The following is a 25,465-nucleotide window of genomic DNA, read 5'->3' on the forward strand; positions in this document are numbered from 1 at the left end:
TAGGGCAAAGCGTGCAGGGGAAAGGTCGGGGCGGATGATCGACGCTTACGCGGATCCTGGGACTCCGGACTGTCGCAGCGGCGGCCGGTACCTGTGGTGGCTGGTCACCAGACAGCCCGGCAGAACCGCCGCCGGCGCGCTCCTCGGCTCCGTGTGGCTGGTGCTCATGGCGATCACGCCGTACGTGCTGTCGCGTGCGGTCGACGACGGCCTCGAGCCCGGGGACTTCGCCGCGCTGGCCGGCTGGACCGGGGTTCTGCTGGGCCTCGGGACGTTCAACGCCTGGGTGAGCATCATGCGGCACCGCACGATGACCAGGGTCCGGATGGACGCCAACTTCCGCACGGTCAAGGTGGTGGTCGGGCAGGCGGTCCGGCTGGGGGCGGCCCTGCCGCGCCAGGCCAAGGCCGGCGAGGTGGTCACGATCGGCGTCAGCGACGTGCAGACGATCAGCCAGTGCCTGACCATCCTCGGCCCCGGCGTCGGCTCGGTCGCCGCCTATGTCGTGGTGGCCGCGCTCCTGATGTCGATCTCGCTGCCGCTGTCCGCGGTGGTGCTGCTCGGCGTACCGGTGATCGGCCTTCTGGTGCGGCCGCTCATGGGGCGGCTGCAGGGCGCGGAGACGCGGTACCGCGAGCGGCAGGGCAGGCTGACCGCCCGTATCGACGACCTCGCCGAGGGCCTGCGGGTCCTCAACGGCCTCGGCGGCAAGGGGCTGTACGCAGACGGCTTCCGGCGCGACTCGCGGCGGCTGCTGGAGGAGGGGTACCGGGTCGGGGCGGTGACCAGCTGGCTCCAGGCGCTGGGCATGGGACTGCCGATGCTGTTCCTCGCCGTCGTGACCTGGCTGGCGGCGCGGATGGCCGCGCAGGGTGCGCTCACGGTGGGCGAGTTGGTCTCGGTCTACGGCTATGTCGCGGTCCTCGTGGTGCCCGCGGCGTTCTTCATCGACCTTGCGTACCAGGTCAGCCGGGGGCTGGTGGCGGCCCGGCGGGTCGTACGGTTTCTGGCGCTGGAGCCTTCGGAGCGGCTCGAGGCTCTGGAGCGGCCCGAGGCCCCGGAGCGGCCCGAGCCTCTGCTGGACGCGCCGGCGTCCCCGTCCGTGCTGCGCGATGCGGAGTCCGGCGTCGAGGTCGCGCCGGGCGGGCTGACCGCGCTGGTCGGCGCACGGCCCGCGGATTCCGCGGCCGTCGTCGACCGCCTCGGCCGGTACACCGAATCGGCGGCCACCTGGGGTGGGGTGCGCCTCGACCGGATCGCCCTGCCGCAGGTCCGGGCACGGATCCTGGTCGCGGACAACGAGGCCGACCTGTTCGCCGGCACGCTGCGCGACCTGGTCTGCGGCCGCTGGGCACCGGACGGCAAGGACGAGGCGGCCATCGCCCGCGCCCTGCACGCGGCCGTGGCGGACGACATCGTCCGCGGCCTGCCGGACGGGCTCGGTTCGCTCATCGACGCACAGGGCCGCAACCTCTCCGGCGGCCAGCGGCAGCGCGTACGCCTGGTCCGGGCGCTGCTGGCCGATCCCGAGGTACTGCTGGCGGCCGAGCCCACGTCGGCGCTCGACGCGCACACCGAGGCCGCCGTCGCGGCCCGGCTGCGCGCCGTGCGCTCCGGCCGCGCGACCCTCGTCACCACCACCTCACCGCTGCTGCTGGACCAGGCGGACACCGTGTACTACCTGGTCGACGGCAAGGTGGCCGCCGTCGGCAGCCACCGGGAACTCCTCGACCAGGAACCCGGATACCGCGCGCTCGTGGCCCGCGACACGGACACAGAGGGGGCCGTTCGATGACGGCGAGGACGCGACAAGCGAAGACGCGACAGGCAAGGACGCAACCGGCGCTGGATTCGACGCGGCCGGCCGGGCAACTCCCCATCGCCGAACCGTCCGACGTCCGCCGGGCGGCGGGCCGGCTGATCCGCGCGGACGCACGCGCCTTCGCCGCCGTGCTCCTCCTCAACGCGCTGGCCGCCGGCGCCGGTCTCGTCGGTCCCTGGCTGCTCGGCCGCATCATCGACCAGGTCCGGGCCGGTGGCGGCGTGAGCGCGGTCGACCGGCTGGCGCTCACCATCCTGGTGTGCGCGCTGGTACAGCTGCTGCTGGCGCGCTACGCCCGGTACGTGGGCCACCGGTTCGGGGAGCGGACGCTGGCACGCGTGCGTGAGGAGTTCGTCGACCGGGCGCTGGCGCTGCCCACCTCGACCGTCGAGCGGGCAGGCACCGGTGATCTGACGGCCCGTGGCACGGCCGACGTCACCGCGGTGGGCACCACCTTGCGCGATGCCGGTCCCGAACTGCTCATCGCCTCCGTGCAGGTGCTGTTCCTCCTCGGCGCCGTCTTCGCCCTCGACCCGCTGCTCGGCGGCTGCGGGCTGCTCGGCCTGCTCGGCATCTGGTTCGCGCTGCGCTGGTATCTGCGGCGGGCGCGCCCCGCCTATCTCGCCGAGGGAGCCGCCACTTCGGAGGTCGCCGAGATCCTCGCGGCCACCGCCTCGGGAGCGCGCACGGTCGAGGCCTTCGGGCTGCAGCGGCGCCGCGTCACCGCGAGCCGGGACGCGCTCGAGACGTCGCGTCGCAGGCGGCTGTACACGCTGTACCTGCGCACCGTGTTCTTCCCGGTCGTGGAGGTCTCGTACACGGTCCCCGTGGCCGTGGTGCTGCTGGTGGGCGGGGTGCTGCACGGGCGGGGCGCGTTGAGCCTGGGTGACGTGGTCGCCGCGGCGCTGTATCTGCGGCAGCTGCCCGAGCCGCTCGACATGGTCCTGATGCGGATCGAGCAGTTGCAGAGCAGCAGCGCCTCCTTCGCCCGCGTCGAGGGGCTGGCCCGGGCTCCCAAGACCTCACCGGCCGGTTCCACGGCCCCGGCCGCTCCGGTGGACGACCGGATCGACGTGACCGGTGTGCACTACGCCTACCCCGGCGGGGACGAGGTGCTGAGCGGGGTCGACCTGACGGTGCGGCCCGGTGAGCGACTGGCCGTCGTAGGGCCGTCCGGCGCCGGCAAGACCACTCTGAGCAGGCTCCTCGCGGGCATCGACGCCCCCGGCACCGGCACGGTGACGGTGGGCGGCGTACCGATCGCGGATCTGGATCCGGAGCAGCTGCGACGGCAGATCGTCCTCGTCACGCAGGAGCACCACGTGTTCCTCGGCACGGTCCGCGACAACCTGCTCATCGCCGAGCCGTCGGCCACGGACGCCGAGCTGTGGGCCGCCCTCGCCGCCGTCGGTGCCGAGTGGGCGGACGAACTGCCGGACGGTCTGGACACGGAGCTCGGGCCCGACGGGTACCGGACCGACGGCTCGGCGGCCCAGCAACTGGCCCTCGCGCGTGTCGTGCTGGCCGATCCGCACACCCTGATCCTCGACGAGGCCACGGCGCTCCTGGACCCGGCGACCGCACGCCACACGGAGCGTGCCCTGGCCGCCGTCCTCGAGGGGCGGACCGTCATCGCGATCGCGCACCGCCTGCACACGGCGCACGACGCCGACCGGGTGGCCGTGATGGAGGACGGCCGTCTGACCGAACTGGGCACGCACGACAGCCTCGTGTCGGCCGGCGGTGCGTACGCGGCACTGTGGGGCACCTGGCACGGCGGGCCGGCGGCCGGCCGCGACTGAATCCGGTCTCGGCCGGCGGTCGGTCGCAGCTGAATCCGGTCTCGCCGTCACCTCCCCGAGCGCCGGACTGCCGGTCGTCACCGAGGCGTTCGTGGACCGCGCATACACCGCTCAGGGACCCGCGCTCCCTCGCCTCTGGGCATCTCAGTACAGCGGCCGTGACCGACGGGCTATGAAACATTTCCAGCCAACCTTTTGACGCGCTCCTGACAGGAACCCGGCTCTCCTGCCACTCTTCCCTCGGTCGACGCACAGCACATCCACAAGCTACGCGCGTCGACCGGGCGTTACGGGCCATCAGCACCGCACACGCCTGCACCGCACAGCCCGACACACCGCACAGCCCGACACACCGCACGGCCCAGCACCCGCGCACACACCCGTACACGGTTCCGCCTTTGTCCTGCCCGGACGGCCACCAACCGTCCGGTCTCCCCTGGCCGCGCGACCCGCGGCCGCACAAAAGGAGTCAGTGTTGAGACGAACCTCCCACGGATCCGCGTCGCCCCATGGATCCACGTCCCACGGACGCACCCCCCACACCCCCCACACCCGGCGCCGCGCCGCGGCCACCGGAGCGCTCGTCGCCGTGGCGGCCCTGCTCTCCGTCGCCGTCCAGACAGGGGCGGCGACCGCCGACGTCGCCCAGCAGGCACCGGCCGCCGGCAAACTCGACAAGGGCGCCCTGCCCGCCAAGCTCTCCCCCTCCCAGCGCGCCGAACTGATACGTGAGGCCAACTCCACCAAGGCGGACACCGCCGAGGAGCTGGGCCTCGGCGCCAAGGAGAAGCTCGTCGTCCGCGATGTCGTCAAGGACCGCGACGGCACGGTCCACACCCGCTACGAACGCACTTACGACGGACTCCCCGTCCTGGGCGGCGACCTGGTGGTCGACACGGCGGCCTCCGGCAAGACCGAAGGCGTCACGCGGGCCGTGAAGACCCAGCTCAAGGGCGTCGACACCACCGCCGACGTGAAGCCCGCGACCGCCGAGAAGCAGGCGCTGCGCGCCGCGGCTGCCGACGGGTCCAAGAAGACCGAGGCCGACCGCGCCCCGCGCCAGGTGGTGTGGATGGCCGCCGGCAAGCCGACCCTCGCGTACGAGACGGTGGTCGGCGGACTGCAGCACGACGGCACCCCGAACGAGCTGCACGTCGTCACCGACGCCACCACCGGCGAGAGGCTCTACGAGTGGCAGGGCATCGAGACGGGCACGGGCAACACCCAGTACAGCGGGACCGTCACCCTCGGCACCGCGCAGTCCGGCTCGACGTACAACCTGACCGACACGGCCCGCGGCAGCCACAAGACGTACAACCTCAACCGCGGCACGTCCGGCACCGGCACGCTGTTCTCGGGCTCGGACGACGTATGGGGCAACGGCATCGCGTCGAACCTGGAGACGGCAGGCGCGGACGCCCACTACGGCGCGGCGCTGACCTGGGACTACTACAAGAACGTGCAGGGCCGCACCGGTATCCGCGGTGACGGCGTCGGCGCGTACTCGCGGGTCCACTACAGCAGCAACTACGTCAACGCCTTCTGGGACGACAGCTGCTTCTGCATGACGTACGGCGACGGCGAGGGCAACGCCAAGCCGCTGACGTCGATCGACGTCGCCGCGCACGAGATGACGCACGGCGTCACGTCGAACACCGCGGGCCTCAACTACAGCGGCGAGTCCGGCGGCCTGAACGAGGCGACGTCCGACATCATGGCCGCCGCGGTCGAGTTCTACGCGGGTAACTCGTCCGACGTCGGCGACTACATGGTCGGCGAGAAGATCGACATCAACGGCGACGGCACCCCGCTGCGCTACATGGACCAGCCCAGCAAGGACGGTTCGTCGAAGGACGCCTGGTACTCGGGCATCGGCTCGATCGACGTGCACTACTCGTCGGGCCCGGCGAACCACTTCTTCTACCTGCTGAGCGAGGGCAGCGGAGCCAAGACGATCAACGGGGTCTCGTACAACTCCCCCACCTCGGACGGCCTCCCGGTCACCGGCATCGGCCGCGACAAGGCGGCGCTGATCTGGTACAAGGCGCTGACCACGAAGTTCACGTCGACGACGAACTACGCGTCCGCCCGCACCGGCACTCTCGCGGTGGCCGGTGAGCTGTACGGCACGTCCAGCACCGAGTACGCGGCGGTGCAGAACGCCTGGGCGGCGATCAACGTCGGCACACGGTCCGGCGGCAGCTCGGGCACGTCGTTCGAGAACACCACCGACGTGTCGATCCCGGACAACGGCGCCGCGGTCACCTCGTCGATCGCCGTCACCGGCCGCACCGGCAACGCGCCGAGCAACCTCCAGGTCGGCGTCGACATCGTGCACACCTGGCGCGGCGACCTGGTCGTCGACCTGGTGGCCCCGGACGGCTCGACGTACCGTCTGAAGAGCTTCAGCTCCTCGGACTCGGCGGACAACGTCAGCACGACCTACACGGTCGACGCGTCCTCCGAGGTCGCCAACGGAACCTGGCAGTTGAAGGTCCAGGACCAGGCGGCGCAGGACACCGGGTACATCAACAGCTGGAAGCTGACGTTCCCGTAGATCGCGGGTGGTAGCCCGTAAGCACGCCGGGGCCTGACGGCCTCGTTCAGGCGGCGCCCCGCGGAGGAGACTCTTTCCGGTCTTCCTCCACGCACGATCCCCGGGGCGCCGCCTTCCCAATTCCCCACAAACGGCCCGAAGGCCGACGGCTCGACACCCGTGCCGAGCTCGGACCACCGGATGGTGTGGCAGGACGTGCATCGCGGCTGAGAACGCGTAACTCGACTCAGCTGGAGCCTGCGGCGTGCACTCCAGGGATCAGTTCGCGATCAGCACACCCAGCATCGCCGCCCAGCACAGCGCCACCAGTACCGGCAGGAGCATCATGATGAGCCCTGTCGGAGACCTCCTGAGCCAGTCGTTTCCGTCGTCGGCCACCTCACGGCCCACGATCCGCTGCCCGCCGTGCCACGCCATGTGGTCCTCGAGCTCCATGGCGGCCCGCTTGCGGGCGTCGAGATAGCGGCGGCCGAAGCGCAGCATCTGCGAGAAGGCGAGAGAGGAGGCGAGCCCGATGATCGTGATGATCACGGCGAGGCTGTGTGCCATGGACTCCATGGAGCCGGGCTCCGACTTGTCCTCGCTGAGCGAGAAGCCGAGGGCGGCGGCCAGACCGGCCGTGATGTAGAAGAAGTTGTTCAGCTTCTGCCAGTTGGTCGCGTCCTCGTGCTTGTAGAGGTCGATGGCGACGGCGTACTGCGCCTGGAGCATCGCCTCCCGCGGCTTGCGCCACACCCACACCATCCGCTGCTTGCCGTCGGGCGGTGTCAGCCGCGTCAGCTCCTCGAAGCCGAGCTTGCGGTGGAAGAGCGTCGATGCCGCGTTGTACGGCTCGGTGACGACCGCGGCGATGACCGGGGTGTCCTGCCACTGCTCGAGAACGTGGTGGTAGAGCCGGGAGGCCACTCCCGTGCGCGCGGAGGAGCGCGAAACGCAGATCTGTTTGATGACGAGGAAGGCGCCCAGCGTGGTCTTGATCCGGTGGTTGAGCCATTCGTCCGGTTCGATGCGCTGGTCGCTGTAGGCCAGCAGAAAACCGAGCACCTCGGTCCCCTTGACCGCGACCCAGAAGTGCTCGGCGGTGGTGAGCCTGGCCCGGTAGTCCTCGAGCGTGTAGCCGGACACCAGGAATCCCTCGCGGCGCGCCCGCTCCGGTTCCGCGGCATCCAGCCGCCGGGACTCCGCCAGCGCCAGGATGTCCGGTAAGTGAGCCTCGCCCGCTCGCACGATCTCGACCGCTTCGATCTCTTCCGTAGCCATGCGACCCCCGGTGGGTGATGCATTACTGCCGCACTCGATCTATTCAACTTACCTTTTTTATAGGCGTGTTGAAGGTTGTCAGCATCTGCATCTCGTGCTGCGGCTGCGTACCGTGCCTAGGCTGTTTCCATGGCCTTCACATACGAGCACGTGGGAGCGACCCGCGAGGGCCGGTGCCCGACGGGGTTCCACCCTTTGCGGGTGCGGACCCGTGTCGGGGCGGGCGCTGACGTGTTCCGTACGGCGGCGCGGGCGGTCCTGTCCTGGCAGATGCACCGGGCCGTCGGCGTCAGCATCGACGCGGCCGCGGAGACCGCGAGAGCGGGTGCGGACGTGACGGTCGGCCTGGGGTGGATCGAGGCACCGTGCCGTGTGGTCTGGACGGTCGAGGAGGAGAACCTCGCGGGCTTCGCGTACGGCACGCTGGCCGGGCATCCCGAGTGCGGCGAGGAAGCCTTCCTGGTGGAGCGGACAGCGGACGGCGCGGTCTGGCTGACGGTGACGGCGTTCAGCCGTCCGGTGAAGTGGTGGGTGCGGGCGGGAGGCCCGCTGGTCCGGGTCCTCCAGCGCGCCTACGCCCGGCGATGTGGTGCGGTGCTGCGCCACATCTGCCGGTCCCGGTGACCGTCGCGGCGCCCCGACTCGGCTGTCAGGGAGATGCCGTCACAGGCACCGTGGCCGAGTACTGCACGGTGCCGAAGGCGGAGACCTTTGCCAGCGCCCACCAGTCGCCGCTTTCGCCGGTACGGGGTCGGGCGACGGTGCAGTGGAGTTCCGTCACGGCTCCCGGGGACACGGTGAATCCCTGGATCCGGGGCGTGATCGCGACGGCGTCGCCGGGGGCGCCCCATGTGCCGTACGGGCTGATGATGCGGGCCTCGCCGCGGACCTCGCCCAGCGCACGGCCGGTCAGGCGCAGGACGAGGCGGTCCGGGGAGGGGTGCGAGAGGTCGATGTCGAAGGGAGCGGCAGGGGTGCTTCCGCCGACGGTTACGGGCAGCGCGTCCTCCAGCACCTGGCCGATGCCGTCGAGGATCCGGGCCGCCAGGAAGTACGTGCCGGGGGCTGCGTCCTTCTCCGGGCGTATCGTGACATCGAACTCCGCGAACTCGCCGGGAGCCAGGTCGTATCGGAGTGGCGCGTGCGCTGCCACGGTGAGGCCCGCCGGGACGTACAGGGAAACGGTGCCCTTGGCCGGGAGGGCGGATGTCGCGACGGTGATGCGTATGGTCTCCTCGCCTCCCTCGCCGACCTGGCCGGATCGTTCCGTGCGCTCCAGGCGGAGGCTGACCGGGAGGTAACCGATGGGGGCCGGGCCTGTGTTGTGCAGCCAGTAGCGGGTGAAGACGGGCTGGACGGGCTCGCGTGCCGGGCCGCCGCCATCGGTGTCCGAGGCGGGCGGGTCCGACCGGGTGAGGCCCGGGCGGGCCGCGATCGTCACGACGTCCGCCGCCGTCAGACCGATGCTCAGCGAACCGTCCTCGCCGGCGGTCAGCGGTCGCACCGTGCGCTGTTCCAGGAGGTCCGTGGCCTCGCCGGACGTGAATCCGCCGTGCAGTCGGACCCGCGCCGTCACCGCCCGGCCCTCCGACTCGTACAGGCGCAGGACCAGGCCGTCGGTGGCGGGATCGGTGTCGCCGGGGAGGCCCGAGGCCATGGGGTTGCCGCGCGGTTTGAGCGCGGAGAGCACGACGCTCGCCGGCTCGACGTTCAGGAGTGACGCGCAGGGCGGAAGTTCACCTTCGGAGGGGGTGGTGGGCAGGGCGAGCAGGGGATGGTTCGCCTCACGTCCGGCCCGTACGAAGCCTGCCTGGCGCCAGTCGCCGGGGCCCGCGACGAGGCTGTAGTGGAAGTCGTGCGTCCAGTGCTGGAGGGCGAAGCTGCTGCCGTCGGGGGCGGTGCGGCGCGGGCCGTCGAGCCAGACGCCGCTGGGCCAGTCGGTGCAGGCACGCATCAGGGAGAGGTAGAGGGTGCCGTCCGCGGTGGCCACGGAACCGGGCGTTCCGTGGTTGACCAGGGCGGTCGAGTAGTCGTCGGCGGGCTCGGCCGTGGTGGGCAGACCGTCGGGTACGGGGACGTCGACGACCGCGTCGGAAAGGTCCGCGGTGAGAGTGTCGGGGGCGCGCACGATGAGGACCGGCAGGTCGCGAGGGCCGCGCAGGTCGGCGCCGGGGACCCAGGCTTCTCGGCGGGTGCGGGCGGCGGGCACGAAGACGCGGCCGTGGGCGGCGAGCGCCGCCCGGTAGGCGGCTTCGTCCGCTCCGGTGGCGGCCAGGACGCGTTCGGCGAAGGCGTTGTCAGTGCCGGGTGCCACTCTGATGTCGGGGAGGTTGGAGTCCGCGTCGAGCGAGCCGTGGCGCGGGCCGTCCGGGCGTGTGCAGGTGGCGGTCACACCCTGGGCAACGAGCGCGGCAAGGAGGGGGCGTACGTCGTGGTTTTCCGGAGCTATCACCTCGGCGACGCCGATGGCGTGGGACAGCGTGCTGTGGCCGCTGCCGTCGCTGGTGGCGGAGTATTCGGCCGAGTCCGCCGAGTTGGCGGAGTCGGCGGCCGGGTGCGGGGGCACATCGCCGACCGGGTGCGGAGCTGCGTCGCCCGCGCCCGCTGCCGGGTGCAGGGCGATGCGGGCGGTGGTGGAGAGTCCGGCCCAGGTGTGGGCGGGGTTGTCCAGGGTCCACAGATGCTCGGCGGTGTCGTTCTCGGGGAAGCCGAAAGGCCGCCCGATCGCGGCGAATCCCACCTCCGAGACCGGCAACGCTCCGGGCAGGTCGAGATCGAAGCGGACCCTCAGCAGACGGTCCTCGCCGATGGAGCCGTCCACGCGCGTGCGGAAGTCGATGCGGGAGCTGCCGTGGAGGAGGGTGGCCGTCTGGGTGAACCGCAGGGTGTCCAGGCGTACTTCACTGGTGATCCGCGCGCCGATGGCGGAGTGCTCGACGCGTACGGAGGTGGCGGGCCGGGTGCCGGTTCCCGTGCCGGGCCCCTTGGGGAGCAGATGCCAGGGACCCTCGCCCCAGACGGGGTGGGTGGTGTACTCGTCCTGCAGGGTCAGTTCGGCCCCGAGGCCGCCGGGGCGCAGGAGTTCGCGGCCGGTGCGCAGATCGGTGATGCGGCTCAGGGCGCCACCGCGGGCCGGATCAGCCTCGATCCGGAAGCTCTCGTTCTCGATGGCCGTGGCCTCGGGCACGAGAGCCCAGCCGGGCGTGGCCGGTTGATCTGTCTCCAGTCGGCCCGCGCCCGGTTCGCCTTCGGCCGGCGCCCCGGGCTCGACGAGCTGGTAGACCCGGTGGCCGAGCGAGGGTACGCCGCGGGCGAGGAAGGCGAGAGCGGAGCCGTCGGTGACCGAGGGCACGGGCCGCCCGGCCTCGTCCCTGACCTCGGCGCCTGCCGCGCCGTCCACGGTGACCAGACCGTCCCGTTCCCACGAAAGCGAGTTCGCGACCAGCAGGGATCGCCTGGATCGCCCAGGCGTTCGTGTGTCGCGGGTATCGGTGCGGGCGGCCAGCTGCCGCAGCGCGTCCGTCCGCACCCTGTCGCCGAGTTCGTACGCCTCGCGCCAGTTGTCGGCGAGGTCGAGATAGACCTGGTCGGACTCGGTGCCCGTGACGGCGTCGTGGTGGGCTCCGTAGGCGAGGAGGCGCCATGCCTTGTCGAGTGGCTCGCTGGGGAAGCGCTCGCCGAAGAGGCTTGCGAGGGTCGCGAGCCGCTCCCCGTCCAGTACGGCTGTCTCGGCCGCCCGCTGCGCCTGCTTGGTGTCGATGTACGAGACGTCCTTGCCGGTGAACACGGGGTTCATGTCCCGGGTCTGCGGCGTGATCACCCTCGTCGTATGCGAGTGGGACGGCGACTCCGCCTCGCGCCGCACGGCCGCGAAGAAGTCCCGCGGCAGCCCCATCGTGAAGCGCGGCCAGACATAACGCTTGGCCCACTCCCGGTGGACCTCGGTGCACCAGCGGGACGGCACGTTGTGGTCGTGGCCCACGGGCAGCATCACATTGCGGGTGGCGGCGACCTTCTTCAGCTGGGCGTACTGCTCGTACGCGGCCGCCATCGCGGCATCGAGCGAATCGGTCCGGTGGATGGCCCAGCCGGCGGTGTAGTGCGCTCCCATGTAGTGGGTGAGGACGCCGCGGCCGCTGGGCGCGATCCACTCGAACTCAGTCGGGAACTGCATCCGGGCGATGTCCCCCGCGTGCCCGATCGGCCCGGAATTGTGGAACGGACCGCGTGCCCACGCGCTGGAGTCGAGTCCGGCGTCGGCCATGATCCCGGGGTGCGCGGGGTCATGACCGAAGACGTCGAGGAGCCAGCCGGAACGCGGGTCGCCGCCGAGTACGTCGCGCTGGTAGCCGATGCCGTAGACGGTGTTGCGGATCGTCGACTCGGGGTGGGTGAGATTGGTGTTGGGCTCGTTGTAGCTGCCGCCGACCAGTTCGATCCGGTCGTCGCGCAGGAAGCGGCGCAGGTCGGCCCGGTCGCGCGGAAAGGCGTCCCAGTGCGGCTTGAGATAGTCGATCTCCGCGAGCACGAACCGGTAGTCGTCGTCGTGGCGGGCCGAGTCCAGATGTGCCCGTACGAGGTCGAAGGCGCTGCGTACATGGGGCGGGCGGAGCCGGTCCACCCAGGGCAGATCGGGGAGTTCGTGGCGGACTTCGGTGAAGCCCGCCTGGGTGTTCCACCAGACCGGGTCGTAGTGGAAGTGGGAGACCATCCACATGGTCCAGCCGGTGTCCTCAGCCGTGACGGCCGCCTCGGCGGTGCAGCGGTCGGCTCCGGAGTCGTCGGCGCGCTCCGCGATCGCGGTGACCCGGTGTACCGATCCGGTGGCGGCCGGGGCCGAGAAGACGACCCCGACCTCGGCGACGGCCTCGCGCCCCGGACCGGGTGCGGCGATCAGCGCGGGCTGCGGTGTGCTGACCGTCGGCCCCTCGACCCGGACCCGTACGGGACCGGTGCCGCCCTGCAGGGTGACGCGTACGACCTGGCGGGGGGACTGCTGCGTACCGACGAAGAGATCGGTCGACCGGACGTCGATGATCCGCATGCTGGCGTGGGCCTTTCGGTGGCTGTACGGGCTGTTCAAGGGCGGCTGGTCACCGGTCGTACGTCACGGGCCGTGTGGCCTGCGGCCGGTGCGTCCGGCGGGGTACGTCCGGGCGTCGGGCTACAGCAGAGCGCGGGCCAGTTCGACTGCACCCTCGACGGGCGGGACCCGCAGCGGGTGCAGTCGGGTGCCGGGGAGTGCCCGGCCGAGCGCGTCGTCGAGTGCGCTGTAGAGGGCGGCCTGGTTCAGGATGACTCCGCCGGCCACGACGACGTCGTCCACGGCGGCCCCGCGGTCGGCGAGTCGTGTCACGAGCGCGGCCAGCGCCCGCCCTCCCGCGGCGATCACGTCGTGGGCGAGGCCGGAGCCGGCTGCGGCAGCGCTGAACACGGCGTCGGCGTGCCGGCCCCAGTCCGCCGACACATCGGCTGCGGACTCCAGCGCCGCGCCGATCGCCGGGACTTCGGCCACGCCGAAGGCCGCGAGCAGCCCGCGGGCGAGGAGGTCGGGGGGATAGCCCCGGTCGTGCGCGGCGCAGACGGCACGTGCCGCCTCGCGCACGAGCCCGGCCGAGCTGCCCTCGTCGCCGAGGACGGCGCCCCAGCCGCCGACCTGCACCAGGGTCCCGTCGGCGAGATGCCCGACGGCGACGGAGCCGGTGCCCGCCACCAGACCGACGCCCTGCTTGAGGCCGAGGGCGGGGACGAGGAGTTCGGCGTCGTTGACGATGCGCCGTGGCACGTCGAGGTGGGCGCCGAGCGCCTGTTGCAGGAGAGCGCCCTGACGCGGGGATTCGCAGCCGTGCGCGCCGACGGCGACGGACGCGGGTCTGGCGTCTGCGGGCAGGGCCTCCCGGAGGAGCCCGGCGAGCCACTGTGCGGCCTCACCGGGATCGTGCGGCCGCCAGCCGCTGCTCGGGCGGACGGTGTCGACGACGACATCCGTGCCCGAGCAGGCGCGGAGATGGGTCTTCGTACCACCCACGTCGATGCCGACGACGAGTGGGACGAGTGGTGTGGGGCCGCCCTGCATGGACCCGGTGGAGTCCTGCACGGACCGGGTGGAGTCCTTCGCGTACCCCGTGGAGTCCTGCGCGGATGGTGTGGAGTCCTGCACGGAGCCTCTTTCGCCTTGTTCGCATCGCAGCAGCCTCGTGGGGACGTGCTGCGCACGGCGGGCGAACCGTGACAGGGTCATCTGTTCTACGGATGGGGACGGTTGGTAGGGAGGCCCCGGGACGGACCTCGGTGAGCGTGGCGGGCGTACGCCACGGGTTCGTTAGGAAATTAACTAACGAAGTAGGCTGCGTCAAGGGACTGCAGAGAGCCGATAGGGCCTCATCGCCGGCCGGCCAGAACAGCGTCGTCGACAACCAGCCACAGGGACCACACACATGATCTTCAGCACCAGAGGCGACGGACACGCTGCCGCAGGCGAAAGCCCCGCGACAGGCGACAGCCACGCCGCAGGTGACCAACGCGCTCCGGACGACGGCGGCGATCACCGCCTCCGAGGCGCAGCCGGCAGGCGCCGTGCGGGCGCAGGCCGCGGCAACCGCAACGGCATCCCGGCTGCCCGCACCCCGGCGCTGACCGACAGCGCCAGAGCCGTCTTCGCCGTGCTGGCCGAGTCCGGCGAGGCCACCCGCCCCCGGCTCGCCGAGCTCGCCCGCCTGTCCAAGCCCACCGTCTCGGCCGCCATGACCGAGCTGGAGGCCGCCGGTCTCGCGGCCCGTTCGGGCACCGCGCACGGCAACACCGGCCGTTCCGCCGCCGTCTACGGCCTCGGCCCCGCCGCGGGAACGGTGCTCGCCATCGACCTGGGCTCGACCCACACCGAGGTACGCGGCTGCGCGCTGGACGGCACCGTTCTCGCCGTCCGGACCACCGACGACGGCTTGGAACCGGCCGACGCCGTACGGTCCGTCCTCGAGCAGCTGACCGGCCCGGGCACCGGCACCGGCCCGCTGCGCGCCGCCGTCGTCGCCGTCCCCGACGTCGCCGCCGCCCCCGCCGCCGGCAGCGAGGGCGCGGATCCCGGCCCCACCCCCGGTCCCCGCCCGGCAACCCCCCGTATCGCCGCCGCCTTCGACTCCCTCGGGCTGCCCGAGGGCGTACCGGTCCACGTGGAGAACAACGTCAACTGCGCCGCGCTCGCCGAGCTGCACGAAGGCGCCGCGCGTGGCCGCCACAGCTTCGGTTATCTGCAGGTCGGATACGGCATCGGCCTGGGCATCGTGATCGGCGGCCAGGTGCTGCGCGGCGCGAACGGTGCCGCGGGCGAGGTGGCCCGGCTGCCCTACCCGTGGGCCGACAAACAGCGTGCGCGCCCCGAGGCCCTGGAGGAGTACGTCGGCGCCCGGTCGCTGCTGTGCCGGGCCGAGGCGTCCTGGCAGGCGGACGACGGACACCACCCTGAGTCGGCCGAGCGGCTCTTCGCGCTCGCCGCGGCCGGCCACCCCACCGCGCGCCGTATGGTCGACGGCCACGCCGCGGAAGTCGGCCGGCTGGCCGCGGCCGTGACCGCCGTACTCGATCCGGGCCTGCTCGTGCTCGGTGGCGGAATCGGCGCGAATCCGCAGCTCCTGCCCGGTGTGCGGGCGGAGCTGGACCGCCTCAGCTGGCCCACCGATGTGGTGTCCAGCGTGCTCGGCAGCAGCGGCACGGTGGTGGGCGCCACCCGCCTCGCCGTGGCCCGCGGGATCCGGGCGGTGACCGACGGTGCCCCGGCCTGACCTCGGCTCCGCCCGCGACCCACGGCGCCCCGCCCTGACCTCGACCCGGCCCCTCGGCACCATGGCCCTTTGCGGAAGCCGCGAGTCCGAACCGTGACCCTCGGCACTATGACAGGACATTGACTCCGCCCCGCCCCATCTGCCAGGGTCCCGGGCAAGCGCTTACCACAACCGGCGGGACTCCGGTTCGGGTGAGGTCCCAGTACGAGGGCGTGCTCGTACCACCGCTGCGAGGCAGCGAGTGAACCGGGGCCTTGGACCCACGCAAGCGGTGCGGCCGGGCGAGGCCGCGGCCCGCGGAAGCGCTCAATCCCAGTGATTAGGAAACGGGGACCTGCCACTACCAGCGGCCGGCGCCGTGCTCGGTTTGCTACGACGAAAAGGGATCAAGATGATCAATGTGGGTGTGCGGCGCTCCCGCCGACTCGGCCGCGGCAGCATACGCCGCATGGTTCCCCTCGCTGCCGTGGCCACGGCAGGTGCCCTGCTGCTCTCCGCCTGCGGGTCGGACTCCGGCTCGGGCGGCAACGCCAAGTCGCTGACGTTCTGGATCTCCACGGTTCCGGGGCAGGACGCGGGCTGGAAGAAGCTGGTGGCGCAGTACAAGAAGGAAGCCGGCGTCAAGGTCAAGCTCGTCAACATCCCCTACGACGGCTACACGACGAAGCTGCACAACGCCGCGCAGGCGAACTCCCTGCCCGACGTGGCGGCCGTGCCGGCGCTGGACCCGATCTGGTCGAGCAAGCTGATCGACCTCAGCTCCATCGCCAACAAGAAGAGCAACAACATCAACGCCAACTTCCTCGCCAAGGACTCGTCCGGGAAGGTGCTGTCCATCCCCTCGGACGTCACCGCGTCCGGCCTGTTCATCAACAAGACGCTGTTCAAGAAGGCCGGCGTCTCGTTCCCGACCTCGCCCCAGACGACCTGGACCTGGACCGACTTCATCAAGGCGGCGAACAAGGTCCGGGAGAAGACCGGCGCCAAGTACTCCCTGACGTTCGACCCGTCGCCGTCCCGGCTCCGCGCCATGGTGTACGAGATGGGCGGGAAGTACGTCCACGCGGACTCCTCCGGCAAGTTCTCGGTGGACGCGGCGACCAAGAAGGCCGTGAAGTACTTCGTCGGACTGAACGACGACAAGACCGTGCCGAAGTCGGTGTGGACCAGCGGCGCCGACCCGTCGGCCATGTTCCAGAGCGGTGACGTGGTCGCCTACTGGTCCGGCGTGTGGCAGGTTCCCGCCTTCGCGGAGAGCATCAAGAAGTTCGACTGGGCGAGCGTCCCGACTCCCGCCCAGCCGGTGCAGGCCAGCGACGTCAACAGCGGCGGCATGACGGTCGGCTTCAACAACAACGGCGCCGGGGCCACCGCCGCGAAGAAGTTCCTGTCCTGGCTGTACGAGCCGGCCCACTACAAGACGCTCTGTGAGGCGTCCGGGTTCCTGCCCGTCGAGAGCGGTCTGAACCCGACGTACCCCTTCAAGTCCGAGGCCGCGCAGGCGGCGTTCAAGCTGTACAACGAGGAGATCCCGCTCTACGCCCCCATCTCCGGCTACTTCAACGGCGCGCAGACGAACTGGGTGCTGAAGGGCAAGAGCCTCACCGAGGACCCGACCAAGACGGAGCTCGGCAAGGCGATCAACGGCCAGCAGTCGGCCGACAAGGCCCTGCAGAACATCGTGGACGGCTACAACCAGCAGGTCGGCGGCGGTTCGTAGGCCACAGGGCCGGGCGGTGTCTCGACACCACCGCCCGGCCCTGAAGCCCACACGATGCCGGGCTCATGGCGTGAACCCACCGCAATCCATTCACCAGCACGGAGTCAGGAAGATGACAAAACGCGCCTCGGACGTGTCCGCGAGCCCGCCCAGGAGACGCAGTAGGTACACCCTTGCACCGCTCGTCCTCATCGCGGCCAATGTCGTGCTCTTCTCGCTGTTCTTCGTCTGGCCGGCGGTGATCGGGCTCGTCTACTCCTTCACGAACTACACGGGCGTGGGGGCGTTCCAGTTCATCGGACTGGACAACTACCACAACCTGTTCGGGGACTCCACGTTCTACGACGCGCTGAGCCGGACGCTGCTGTACGCCGTGCTCTTCGTACCGCTGAACTTCGCGGTCTCGCTGCTCACCGCCAACCTGCTGGTGAGCAAGAACGCCAAGGGCGGGTCGGTCGCGCGCGTCATCTTCTTCATCCCATGGCTGCTGTCGCCCATCGTCGTGGGTGTCCTGTGGCGGTGGATGTTCGGTGAGAACTTCGGACTGGTCAACTACGTCATCGAGAAGTTCGGCGCCAGCGCCGTTCCGTGGCAGTCGAACGCGGACCTCTCGCTGATAGTGGTCGTGATGGCGGCCTCCTGGGCCTGGACCGGGTTCTCGATGCTGCTGTTCATCGCGGCGATCAAGAACGTACCGGTGTCCTACTATGAGGCGGCCTCGCTCGACGGCGCCGGCCCCTGGCGCCAGTTCTTCAGCATCACGCTGCCGAGTATCGCGCCCACCTCCTTCATCGTCATCCTGCTCAACACGATCAACGCGATGAAGGAATACCCGGTGTTCGCCGCCCTCAACAACGGCGGACCCGGCACGTCGAACAACCTGCTCGTCCAGTACATCTACGAGACCGGCTTCAAACGGGGCCAGATCGGCTACGCGAGCGCCGCGTCGTTTGTGCTCATGCTCATCCTGATGGCCGTCGCGATCATCCAGCTGATCGTCAACCGGCGGGTGGAGAACCGATGACAACCACAGATTTGCCACGTCCGGTCGACGCCGATCCCAAACGAGCCGTCTCCAAGAAGCGGCCCCGTGGGGCGGCCAGCGGCGGGCTCCGGCGGGCGGTGGCCCCGACGACACTGCTGTGGATCCTGGCGTGCCTGTACGGGTTTCCGGTGCTGTGGTTCATCCTCAGCTCCCTCAAGCCGTCCAGCGACCTGTTCTCCTATCCGCTGACGCTGGTTCCGCACAACCCCACCCTGTCGGGTTTCAAGGCAGCGTGGGACAGCGCCAACTTCTCCCAGTACTTCATCAACACGGCCATCGTGTGCGTGATCACGACGATCCTCACGGTGGGCGTCAGCTGCTGCACCGGGTACGCGCTGGCCAAGTACGACAACAGATGGCTCAAGGCGTTCTTCATCTGCATCCTGGCCACCACGATGCTGCCGTCCGAGGTCATGCTCGCCCCCGAGTTCCTGGTGGTCCGCAACCTCGGCCTCTACAACTCGTTCGCCGGCATCATCCTCCCGGCCGTGCTCACCGCGACCGGATGCTTCATGTTCCGCCAGTTCTTCCTGACGGTTCCCGACGAACTCGTGGAAGCCGCACGCATCGACGGCGCCCGCGAACTGTCGATCTTCCTGCGGATCATGGTGCCGCTCTCCCGGCCCATCATGCTGACCCTCGCCATCCTGTCCTTCCAGTGGCGGTGGAACGACTACATCTGGCCGCTGCTGATGCTCAACGACCCCAACAAGTTCACCGTGCAGATCGGCATCCAGAGCATCGTCGGCGCGCAGAACATCAACTGGTCGGTCCTGCTCGGCGCATCGGTCATCTCGATGATCCCGCTGATCGTCATCTTCCTGGTCTTCCAGCGCTACGTCATGGGCGCCGACATCAATGCCGGACTGAAGGACTGACCTTGCCCACCCCGCTCGACCACGAGTTCGTCCGCGCGGTGGCCCGCGCCGCCGACCGGCCGGCCGCCCCGCTGGCGGCCCGCCCCGACGAGGAACCCGCCGGTGTGCCGCACCGTGGTCTGGCGCGGCGGGTGAAGACCCTGATCGCGGCATACCGGTCCCCGGACTCGGAACTGCACGGCAGCGGACAGGCCGTCGCCGCCGCGACGACCCACCTGCGTGCCCTGCGGGCCACGCAGACCGGCACCGGCCTCTTCGCCGGCGGCGACAACGTGCAGTCACCGCCGGACTCCGCGTTCACCGTCAACGACGTGTGCGACGCGCACGTCCTCGCCGCCGGCGCGGGGCCGGAACTGCGCGACGTCACGGCCGCGCTCGCCGAGATCGCCGGCGCCGCCTCCGGCAGTCTCCTGACCGGTGGGGTGCACACCCCGAACCACCGCTGGGAGCTGTGCGCGGCGCTGGCCCGACTGCACCGGTCGTTCCCCGACGACCGGCTGCTCGACCGCATCGAGGAGTGGCTCTCCGAGGGCGTCGACATCGACGCGGAGGGCCTGTACGCGGAACGGAGCGCCAACTACGCGGCCCACGTGTCCAACCCTTCACTGCTGCTGCTGGCCGGCGTCCTCGGCCGCGCCGACCTGCTGCACGCCGTCGAACGCAATCTCGCCACCACCCTGGACCTCATCAGGCCGGACGGCACGGTGGAGACCGTCCACTCGCGACGGCAGGACCAGAACCACCCGTTCCCGCTGGCGCCCTATCTGCCGCACTACCGGCTGCTCGCGATCCGCACCGGCCGGGGCGACTTCAGCCGGGCGGCGCAGCTGGCGGCCACCGGCGGCATCGACGACCCCGACCTGCTCGCCGAGACCCTCCTCACCCCGGACCTGTGCCGGGCCCTGCCGACACCGGCTGCGGAGACATTTCCGCGCGAGCGGTACATCACCACCGCGCGCCTCGCCGCACGCGCCTCGGCCGGCGCGCACACGGTGGTGTACGGCGGCTCCGACGTGCCCGAACACCGGCGCATCCGCTCGGGCCTCGCCTGCAATCCCACCTTCCTGCGCCTGTTCGCCGGCGACGCCGTCCTCGACGCGGTCCGTCTCTCGCGGGGGTTCTTCGACATGGGCCCGTTCCGCGCCGCCGGCATGCAACGCCTCGCCGACAGCCGCTACCGGCTCACCGAAACCCTCACGGCCGCCTACTACCAGCCGCTCCCGCCGGGCCGGCGACGGGACGACGGCGCCTACCGTATGGCGGACGAGGGACGCTTCTCGGCCGCGATGGCCTTCCCGGACCGGCCCCGGGACGAGGTCTCACACACGACCCGCGTCGAGGTGGACCTGAGGGAAGACGGTGCCGACCTGCGGATCGACATCAGCGGACCACGGGTGCCCTGGGCCCTCGAACTGACCTTCCGGCCGGGTGGCGTGCCAGAGGGCGCCGTACCGATCGGCGACGGACGCTGGTGCCTGACGACCGGGCCGATGACCTACCGGGTCGGTGACGACGAGATCCGGGTCGAGGCCGACGTCGAGGCAGGCGAACCGCTGGCCGGGCCGGACCGGAGCGACGTACTGCGCTACGACCCGGGGCAGGACTACACCGTGGTGGGCGGCACCGATGCGACGACCGGGAACCGCGTCTACATCGGTGGACACGGCCCGCACACACTGTCCGTCGCACTGCGCGCCCGCCGGCCCGCACCTGTCGTGTGACCCCGACGACCCACGCCATGGCCACCTCAGGCATGAAGGACTGATCCCCGTGCACCTCCCCCACCAGCGCGGCCCCCTGCACGACCTGCCGGACAGCCCCGAGGCCTACGACGCCGTCCTCGCCGACGTGGTCGAGCAGGCTCTGCGGCGGATGACGCCGGAGGGCAACCTCGAGCACCCCGATTGCGTCGACGACATCGGCGACACCTCCCTCGGCCTCACCTCTCTGCTGGTGCTCGCCCAACAGCGCACAAAAGACCCGCGCCTGCCGGAGCCGGTGCACCGCAGCCTCGCCTTCCACCTGCGCGAGCGGGTCTACACCGAGGACAACCCCGGCTACCCGAACCTGAGAATCCGCAACTCGGGCTTCCCGTGCGCCCGTTACGTCCTGGAGGCGGGCGCCCACCCCATCGGCGACTGGCCGAGCACGGTGTGGGCGCTGCTCCAGACGGTCAACATCCTCGACGCGCCGGACGGCCTGATCGACATCGACCAGCGAGCCCGACTGCTCGAGGTGGCGCGGGGCTACTGGCGCTGGCTGACCGAGGCGACCTTCTTCAACCCGCAGGAGGCCGGCAACCAGGCCATCGGGTGCGTGGTCGGCGGCCTGATGCTGGCGCGTCACCTCCCGCCGGCGGAGGGAGAGGCGGTCCGCTCCCGGGCGATCGAGTTGTACGCCGAGGAGATCCGCGCCCACCGGGTACGCGACCGGGGCGCGCTGCTGCCCCCCGAGCACGGCGGCGCCTACGACAACAACTACGGCCCGATCTCCCTCTCCTTCCTCGCCCAGGCCCACCGGGTCAGCGGCGAGGAGATCTTCGCGGAGGACGGCGACGCGCTCGCCCGCTACATCGACGCCCGCCTCACCGGCGGCGGCTTCGACAACGGCGGTCCCCGCTACAGCGAGCAGCACTCCGGCTTCGAGTCGGTCCTCGGCCTGCGCTACTTCAGCCGCCGCATCGGCTCCGACCTGGGCCGCTATCGGGGCGACACCCGCTGGGGGCGGCACGCGGCCAAGCCGGACGGCGGGGTCGACGGCCACTTCGCCTGGATGCTGGTCTGGCAGATCCAGGACCCCACACGCTGGCACCGCACACCCTCGGCCGAGCCCGTACGCCACCAGCTCCGGGCGGGCACCGTCTCGGTGGCGTTCGACGACCGTATGACCCCGTCTGTCGTCGAGGCGGGCGGCACCTACTACCTGCCTGCGGCCGTGGGCCGCCAGCACGGCTTCGGTCCCGTGGTGGGCGGATTCGTGTTCTGCCGTCCCATGGGTCGGATCCGGGTACGGGACGTGCGCAGCGACGGCCTGGCGGCCAAGCTGGTCACCAAGCCGGTGGTCGGCCGAGACCACGTCCTGCGGCACGTGCGGTCCCTCTACGTCACCGACGGCACGAGCCTGTGGACGACGGTTGCCGTCGAACGCCTGCCCGGAGACCCGTATCTGCTCGCCGGTCTGCCGTACGCGGCGGACGACGGCGACCGCGTGCGCCGGACGGCCGAGGGCGCGGTGGCGTCGGCAGGTGCGCTACGCCTGACCCACCCGCAGACGCAGGGCGTGGAGTACTTCGACGCCCGTGCCGAACTCACCCAGGAACAGGCGGCGTTCGCGCTCGCCGCCGACCCGCGCGGCTACGGCAACCCCGACGACGGCTGGCGCCACACCGTCGCGACCACCGCCCTGGAGTCCGAGCCCGTGCCGGGCGCCCCGGACGGACTGACCGTCTTCGCCGTCCGCTACGGACCCGCCCGCGGCGACGAGCCGTTCGCTCCGTCCTTCGAACGCACCGACGCGGGTCTGCTCGTCACGACCGAGGCGTTCTCCGCGGTGATCGGCCCGCCCGAGGGGGACGCCACGGGCGAGCCGGTGCTGGAGCTGCGGCAGCGGGGCTGAGGATCTGAACAGCGGGACTGCACCGGCCGGGCTGACGACCCGACCGGTGCAGTCCGCGTCAATGCCGCTCCGCAGCCGTCACCGCATCAGAACCCCGGCTTCCTCCCCGGTGGCCTCGGAAGGCACCGCCACCAGGCCGAGCTCGGCGGGTGAACCCAGCAGCCGGTGCGAGGGCAGGATCCGCACCGTGTACCCGTAGGGCCCGGTGCGGTCCAGGGAGAGCGGCCCCTCGTAGACCCAGCGGCCCTCGAGGTCGGGGCCGCCCGCGGGTTTCAGCGCGACCACGGACGCGTCCGCGATGCGGTCCTCGGAGTCGACGCGGCCCGCGACGACCTGCACCTCGACGTCGTCCGGCTGCAGGTCGCCGAGGCGTACGCGGACCCGCACGCCCAGCGTCGACCCGAGCTCGGCGGTCGCCGTGGCGGCCGAGACCTCGACGTGGTCCACGGCGACCTGCCCCCAGGCGCCGCGCACCCGGGACTTCCAGACGGCGAGCTCCCGCGCCGACTCCGGGTCCATCGCACGGTGGGCGCGGGCGGCCGGTGCGTAGAGCCGCTCCACGTACTCCCGGACCATGCGCCCGGCGAGGACCTTGGGGCCGAGCTGGGTCAGCGTCTGGCGGACCATGTCGATCCAGCGGTCCGGCAGGCCCTCGGGACCGCGCTCGTAGAAGCGGGGGGTGACCCGCTGCTCCAGCAGGTCGTAGAGCGCCTGCGCCTCCAGGTCGTCACGCCGGTCGGTGTCCATGCCCGAGCCGTCGGCGGTGGGGATCGCCCAGCCGAAGTCGGGCTTGAACCATTCGTCCCACCAGCCGTCGAGGACGGACAGGTTCAGACAGCCGTTCAGTGCCGCCTTCATACCGGATGTGCCGCAGGCCTCCAGCGGTCGCAGCGGGTTGTTGAGCCAGACGTCGCAGCCGGGGTAGAGCTTCGTCGCCATCGCCATCCCGTAGTCGGGCAGGAAGACGATGCGATGGCGCACGCGCGGGTCGTCGGTGAAGCGCACGAGCTCCTGGATGAGCCGTTTGCCGCCGTCGTCCGCGGGGTGCGCCTTGCCCGCGACCACGATCTGGATGGGGTGCTCCGGGTGCAGCAGAAGCTCCATCAGCCGGTCGCGGTCGCGCAGCATCAGCGTCAGGCGCTTGTACGAGGGGACACGCCGGGCGAAGCCGATCGTCAGCACGTCCGGGTCGAGGACGCTGTCGATCCAGCCGAGCTCGGCCGCGCCGGCGCCGCGCTGCCGCCAGGACGTGTACAGCCGTTTGCGTACCTCGGTGACCAGCTGCTCGCGCAGGACGCGGCGCAGGTCCCAGATGTCCTGGTCGGGGATGTCGGCGACGGTGTCCCAGCGTTCGGCGCCGCCGACCGCGAGCGCCTCCTCGGCGCGCCGTCCGCCGGTCTGCCGGGAGCCGAGGCGGAAGACCTCGGGGGCGACCCAGGTCGGGGCGTGGACGCCGTTGGTGACGGAGGTGATGGGGACCTCTTCGGGGTCGAAGCCCGGCCAGAGCCCGGCGAACATCTCGCGGCTGACACGGCCGTGCAGCAGCGAGACGCCGTTCGCGCGCTGGCCGAGGCGCAGCCCCATGACGGCCATGTTGAAGAGGTTCGGCTCACCGCCGGGGTAGGTCTCCATGCCGAGCCGCAGGATCCGCTCGACGTCGATGCCGGGCAGCTCGGCGTGCGGCCCGAAGTGGCGGGCGACGAGTTCGCGGTCGAACCGGTCGATGCCCGCCGGGACGGGCGTGTGGGTGGTGAAGACGGTCCCGGCGCGCACGGCCTCGAGCGCGGAGTCGAAGTCCAGGCCCGGGCCGTGCAGCCCCTGCCCGGCGAGCTCATGGATGCGTTCGAGGCCGAGGAATCCGGCGTGCCCCTCGTTGGTGTGGAACACCTCGGGTTCCGGGTGCCCGGTCAGCCGGCAGTACGTCCGGACGGCCCGCACACCTCCTATGCCGAGGAGCATCTCCTGCAGCAGCCGGTGCTCGCTGCCGCCGCCGTACAGCCGGTCGGTCACGTCGCGCTCGCCGAGGTCGTTCTCCTCGACGTCGGAGTCGAGCATCAGCAGCGGTACGCGGCCGACCTGGGCCAGCCAGATGTGCGCGCGCAGCGACTTTCCGCCGGGCATCGCGATCTCGACCTGGCTGGGGGTGCCGTCCTCCTCTCGCAGCAGGGAGAGCGGCAGCTCGTTCGGGTCGAGGACGGGGTAGTGCTCCTGCTGCCAGCCGTCGCGAGACAGCGTCTGCCGGAAGTATCCGTGCCGGTAGAGCAGGCCGACCCCGATCAGCGGTACGCCGAGGTCGCTGGCCGCTTTGAGATGGTCGCCCGCGAGGATGCCGAGCCCTCCGGAGTACTGCGGAAGCGCGGCGGTGATGCCGAACTCGGGCGAGAAATAGGCGATGGCGGCGGGCAGTTCGGCGGACTGCTGCTGGTACCAGCGGTCGCCGCTCACATAGTCCTGCAGATCGGCGGCGACGGTGCCGAGCCGCTGCAGGAACTGCTGGTCCCGGGCGAGCTCGCTCAGGCGCTCGGACGGCACGCTGCCCAGCAGCCGCACCGGGTCGCCCAGCGAGTCGGCCCACCTCCCCGGGTCGACGGACTCGAAGAGATCACGCGTCTCCGCATGCCACGACCAGCGCAGATTCCGCGCGAGGTCGCTCAGCGGACGGAGGGGTTCGGGGAGAACGGGACGTACGGTAAATCGACGGATGGCCTTCACGTGGCTCCTCTTTGGCGCTGAGATGGCGCCGCTCTTGCGGAGGTGGTTGATCACCGTCGGGGTGCCTCAGTGATTACGGTACGGGCCCCTCAAGGCATGTCACGTGACTTCGACACTAGCGGCGCGGCAGCCTCGTAACCACGGCGCACAGTGTGTCCACCGGTGCACGGGATGTGGTCGGCGCTCTCCCCCGGCGGGCGCCGGCCCCCCAGCCCGCACACGTGTCCGGAAATCGCCGCAACCTTCGCAGCCTTCACGAGCTCATCACGGGCGATA

The 25,465-nt window shown here is 71.1% G+C and carries 14 protein-coding genes; 10 read left to right on the forward strand and 4 right to left on the reverse strand.

Annotated elements, in window-relative coordinates:
* Nucleotides 1-34: 34 nt before the first annotated feature.
* From ACWD4J_RS28065 to ACWD4J_RS28075, 3 genes are all read left to right on the forward strand, one after another.
* A complete protein-coding gene (locus ACWD4J_RS28065; RefSeq protein WP_451398215.1) occupies nucleotides 35-1,795 on the forward strand; it encodes an ABC transporter transmembrane domain-containing protein in 1,761 nt (586 codons plus the stop codon).
* Nucleotides 1,792-3,624 carry an ABC transporter ATP-binding protein gene (locus ACWD4J_RS28070; RefSeq protein ID WP_451398216.1) on the forward strand — a complete coding sequence of 611 codons (1,833 nt, stop codon included), beginning with the start codon at nucleotides 1,792-1,794 and terminating at the stop codon, nucleotides 3,622-3,624. Before ACWD4J_RS28065 ends, ACWD4J_RS28070 begins: the two co-directional genes overlap by 4 nt.
* 472 nt (nucleotides 3,625-4,096) lie before the next feature.
* Complete coding sequence (locus ACWD4J_RS28075; RefSeq protein ID WP_451398217.1) at nucleotides 4,097-6,181, forward strand: M4 family metallopeptidase; 2,085 nt, start codon at nucleotides 4,097-4,099, stop codon at nucleotides 6,179-6,181.
* Between the two features lie 258 nt (nucleotides 6,182-6,439).
* Here the strand turns inward: ACWD4J_RS28075 and ACWD4J_RS28080 are convergent, their stop codons facing one another.
* Nucleotides 6,440-7,441 carry a GNAT family N-acetyltransferase gene (locus tag ACWD4J_RS28080; RefSeq protein ID WP_451398218.1) on the reverse strand — a complete coding sequence of 334 codons (1,002 nt, stop codon included), beginning with the start codon at nucleotides 7,439-7,441 and terminating at the stop codon, nucleotides 6,440-6,442.
* 129 nt (nucleotides 7,442-7,570) lie between these two features.
* Between ACWD4J_RS28080 and ACWD4J_RS28085 the strand changes: the two genes are divergently transcribed.
* Nucleotides 7,571-8,065, forward strand: a complete 495-nt coding sequence (locus ACWD4J_RS28085) for a DUF1990 family protein (RefSeq protein WP_451398219.1) — start codon at nucleotides 7,571-7,573, stop codon at nucleotides 8,063-8,065.
* 25 nt (nucleotides 8,066-8,090) lie between these two features.
* On the opposite strand, the gene ACWD4J_RS28090 is transcribed toward ACWD4J_RS28085, so the two are convergent.
* Together ACWD4J_RS28090 and ACWD4J_RS28095 are read right to left on the reverse strand one after the other, a co-directional pair.
* The gene (locus tag ACWD4J_RS28090; protein ID WP_451398220.1) at nucleotides 8,091-12,485 is read right to left on the reverse strand and encodes a glycoside hydrolase family 38 N-terminal domain-containing protein; all 4,395 of its coding nucleotides are present in this window, start codon (nucleotides 12,483-12,485) and stop codon (nucleotides 8,091-8,093) included.
* 120 nt (nucleotides 12,486-12,605) lie between these two features.
* Nucleotides 12,606-13,517 (reverse strand): BadF/BadG/BcrA/BcrD ATPase family protein, encoded by a 912-nt coding sequence (locus ACWD4J_RS28095; protein WP_451398254.1) that lies wholly within the window; start codon nucleotides 13,515-13,517, stop codon nucleotides 12,606-12,608.
* 361 nt (nucleotides 13,518-13,878) lie between these two features.
* Here ACWD4J_RS28095 and ACWD4J_RS28100 point away from each other — a divergent pair, with 361 nt between their 5' ends.
* From ACWD4J_RS28100 to ACWD4J_RS28125, 6 genes are all read left to right on the forward strand, one after another.
* Nucleotides 13,879-15,219 (forward strand): ROK family protein, encoded by a 1,341-nt coding sequence (locus ACWD4J_RS28100; protein WP_451398221.1) that lies wholly within the window; start codon nucleotides 13,879-13,881, stop codon nucleotides 15,217-15,219.
* A 391-nt stretch (nucleotides 15,220-15,610) separates the two neighbouring features.
* Nucleotides 15,611-16,939: an ABC transporter substrate-binding protein gene (locus ACWD4J_RS28105; RefSeq protein ID WP_451398222.1), complete on the forward strand. Its 1,329-nt coding sequence runs from the start codon at nucleotides 15,611-15,613 to the stop codon at nucleotides 16,937-16,939.
* Nucleotides 16,940-17,051: 112 nt separating this feature from the next.
* Entirely contained in the window at nucleotides 17,052-17,963 is a 912-nt protein-coding gene (locus ACWD4J_RS28110; protein WP_451398223.1) for a carbohydrate ABC transporter permease, read from the forward strand.
* Complete coding sequence (locus ACWD4J_RS28115; RefSeq protein ID WP_451398224.1) at nucleotides 17,960-18,862, forward strand: carbohydrate ABC transporter permease; 903 nt, start codon at nucleotides 17,960-17,962, stop codon at nucleotides 18,860-18,862. The genes ACWD4J_RS28110 and ACWD4J_RS28115 overlap by 4 nt, the downstream gene beginning before the upstream one ends.
* A gap of 2 nt (nucleotides 18,863-18,864) precedes the next feature.
* Entirely contained in the window at nucleotides 18,865-20,583 is a 1,719-nt protein-coding gene (locus tag ACWD4J_RS28120; protein ID WP_451398225.1) for a hypothetical protein, read from the forward strand.
* A 49-nt stretch (nucleotides 20,584-20,632) separates the two neighbouring features.
* Nucleotides 20,633-22,477, forward strand: a complete 1,845-nt coding sequence (locus ACWD4J_RS28125) for a hypothetical protein (protein WP_451398226.1) — start codon at nucleotides 20,633-20,635, stop codon at nucleotides 22,475-22,477.
* Nucleotides 22,478-22,555: 78 nt separating this feature from the next.
* Here the strand turns inward: ACWD4J_RS28125 and glgP are convergent, their stop codons facing one another.
* The gene (gene glgP / locus ACWD4J_RS28130) at nucleotides 22,556-25,189 is read right to left on the reverse strand and encodes an alpha-glucan family phosphorylase (protein ID WP_451398227.1); all 2,634 of its coding nucleotides are present in this window, start codon (nucleotides 25,187-25,189) and stop codon (nucleotides 22,556-22,558) included.
* Between the last annotated feature and the right edge of the window lie 276 nt (nucleotides 25,190-25,465).

Source organism: Streptomyces sp. NPDC002577 (genome assembly GCF_053594815.1).

What these genes read in the sequence shown, in the direction of transcription:
- ACWD4J_RS28065 (WP_451398215.1), top strand. Translation starts at nt 35, where the DNA reads ATGATCGACGCTTACGCGGATCCTGGGACTCCGGACTGTCGCAGCGGC.
- ACWD4J_RS28070 (WP_451398216.1), top strand. Translation starts at nt 1,792, where the DNA reads ATGACGGCGAGGACGCGACAAGCGAAGACGCGACAGGCAAGGACGCAA.
- ACWD4J_RS28080 (WP_451398218.1), bottom strand. Translation starts at nt 7,441, where the DNA reads ATGGCTACGGAAGAGATCGAAGCGGTCGAGATCGTGCGAGCGGGCGAG.
- ACWD4J_RS28085 (WP_451398219.1), top strand. Translation starts at nt 7,571, where the DNA reads ATGGCCTTCACATACGAGCACGTGGGAGCGACCCGCGAGGGCCGGTGC.
- ACWD4J_RS28090 (WP_451398220.1), bottom strand. Translation starts at nt 12,485, where the DNA reads ATGCGGATCATCGACGTCCGGTCGACCGATCTCTTCGTCGGTACGCAG.
- ACWD4J_RS28095 (WP_451398254.1), bottom strand. Translation starts at nt 13,517, where the DNA reads ATGCAGGGCGGCCCCACACCACTCGTCCCACTCGTCGTCGGCATCGAC.
- ACWD4J_RS28100 (WP_451398221.1), top strand. Translation starts at nt 13,879, where the DNA reads ATGATCTTCAGCACCAGAGGCGACGGACACGCTGCCGCAGGCGAAAGC.
- ACWD4J_RS28105 (WP_451398222.1), top strand. Translation starts at nt 15,611, where the DNA reads ATGATCAATGTGGGTGTGCGGCGCTCCCGCCGACTCGGCCGCGGCAGC.
- ACWD4J_RS28110 (WP_451398223.1), top strand. Translation starts at nt 17,052, where the DNA reads ATGACAAAACGCGCCTCGGACGTGTCCGCGAGCCCGCCCAGGAGACGC.
- ACWD4J_RS28115 (WP_451398224.1), top strand. Translation starts at nt 17,960, where the DNA reads ATGACAACCACAGATTTGCCACGTCCGGTCGACGCCGATCCCAAACGA.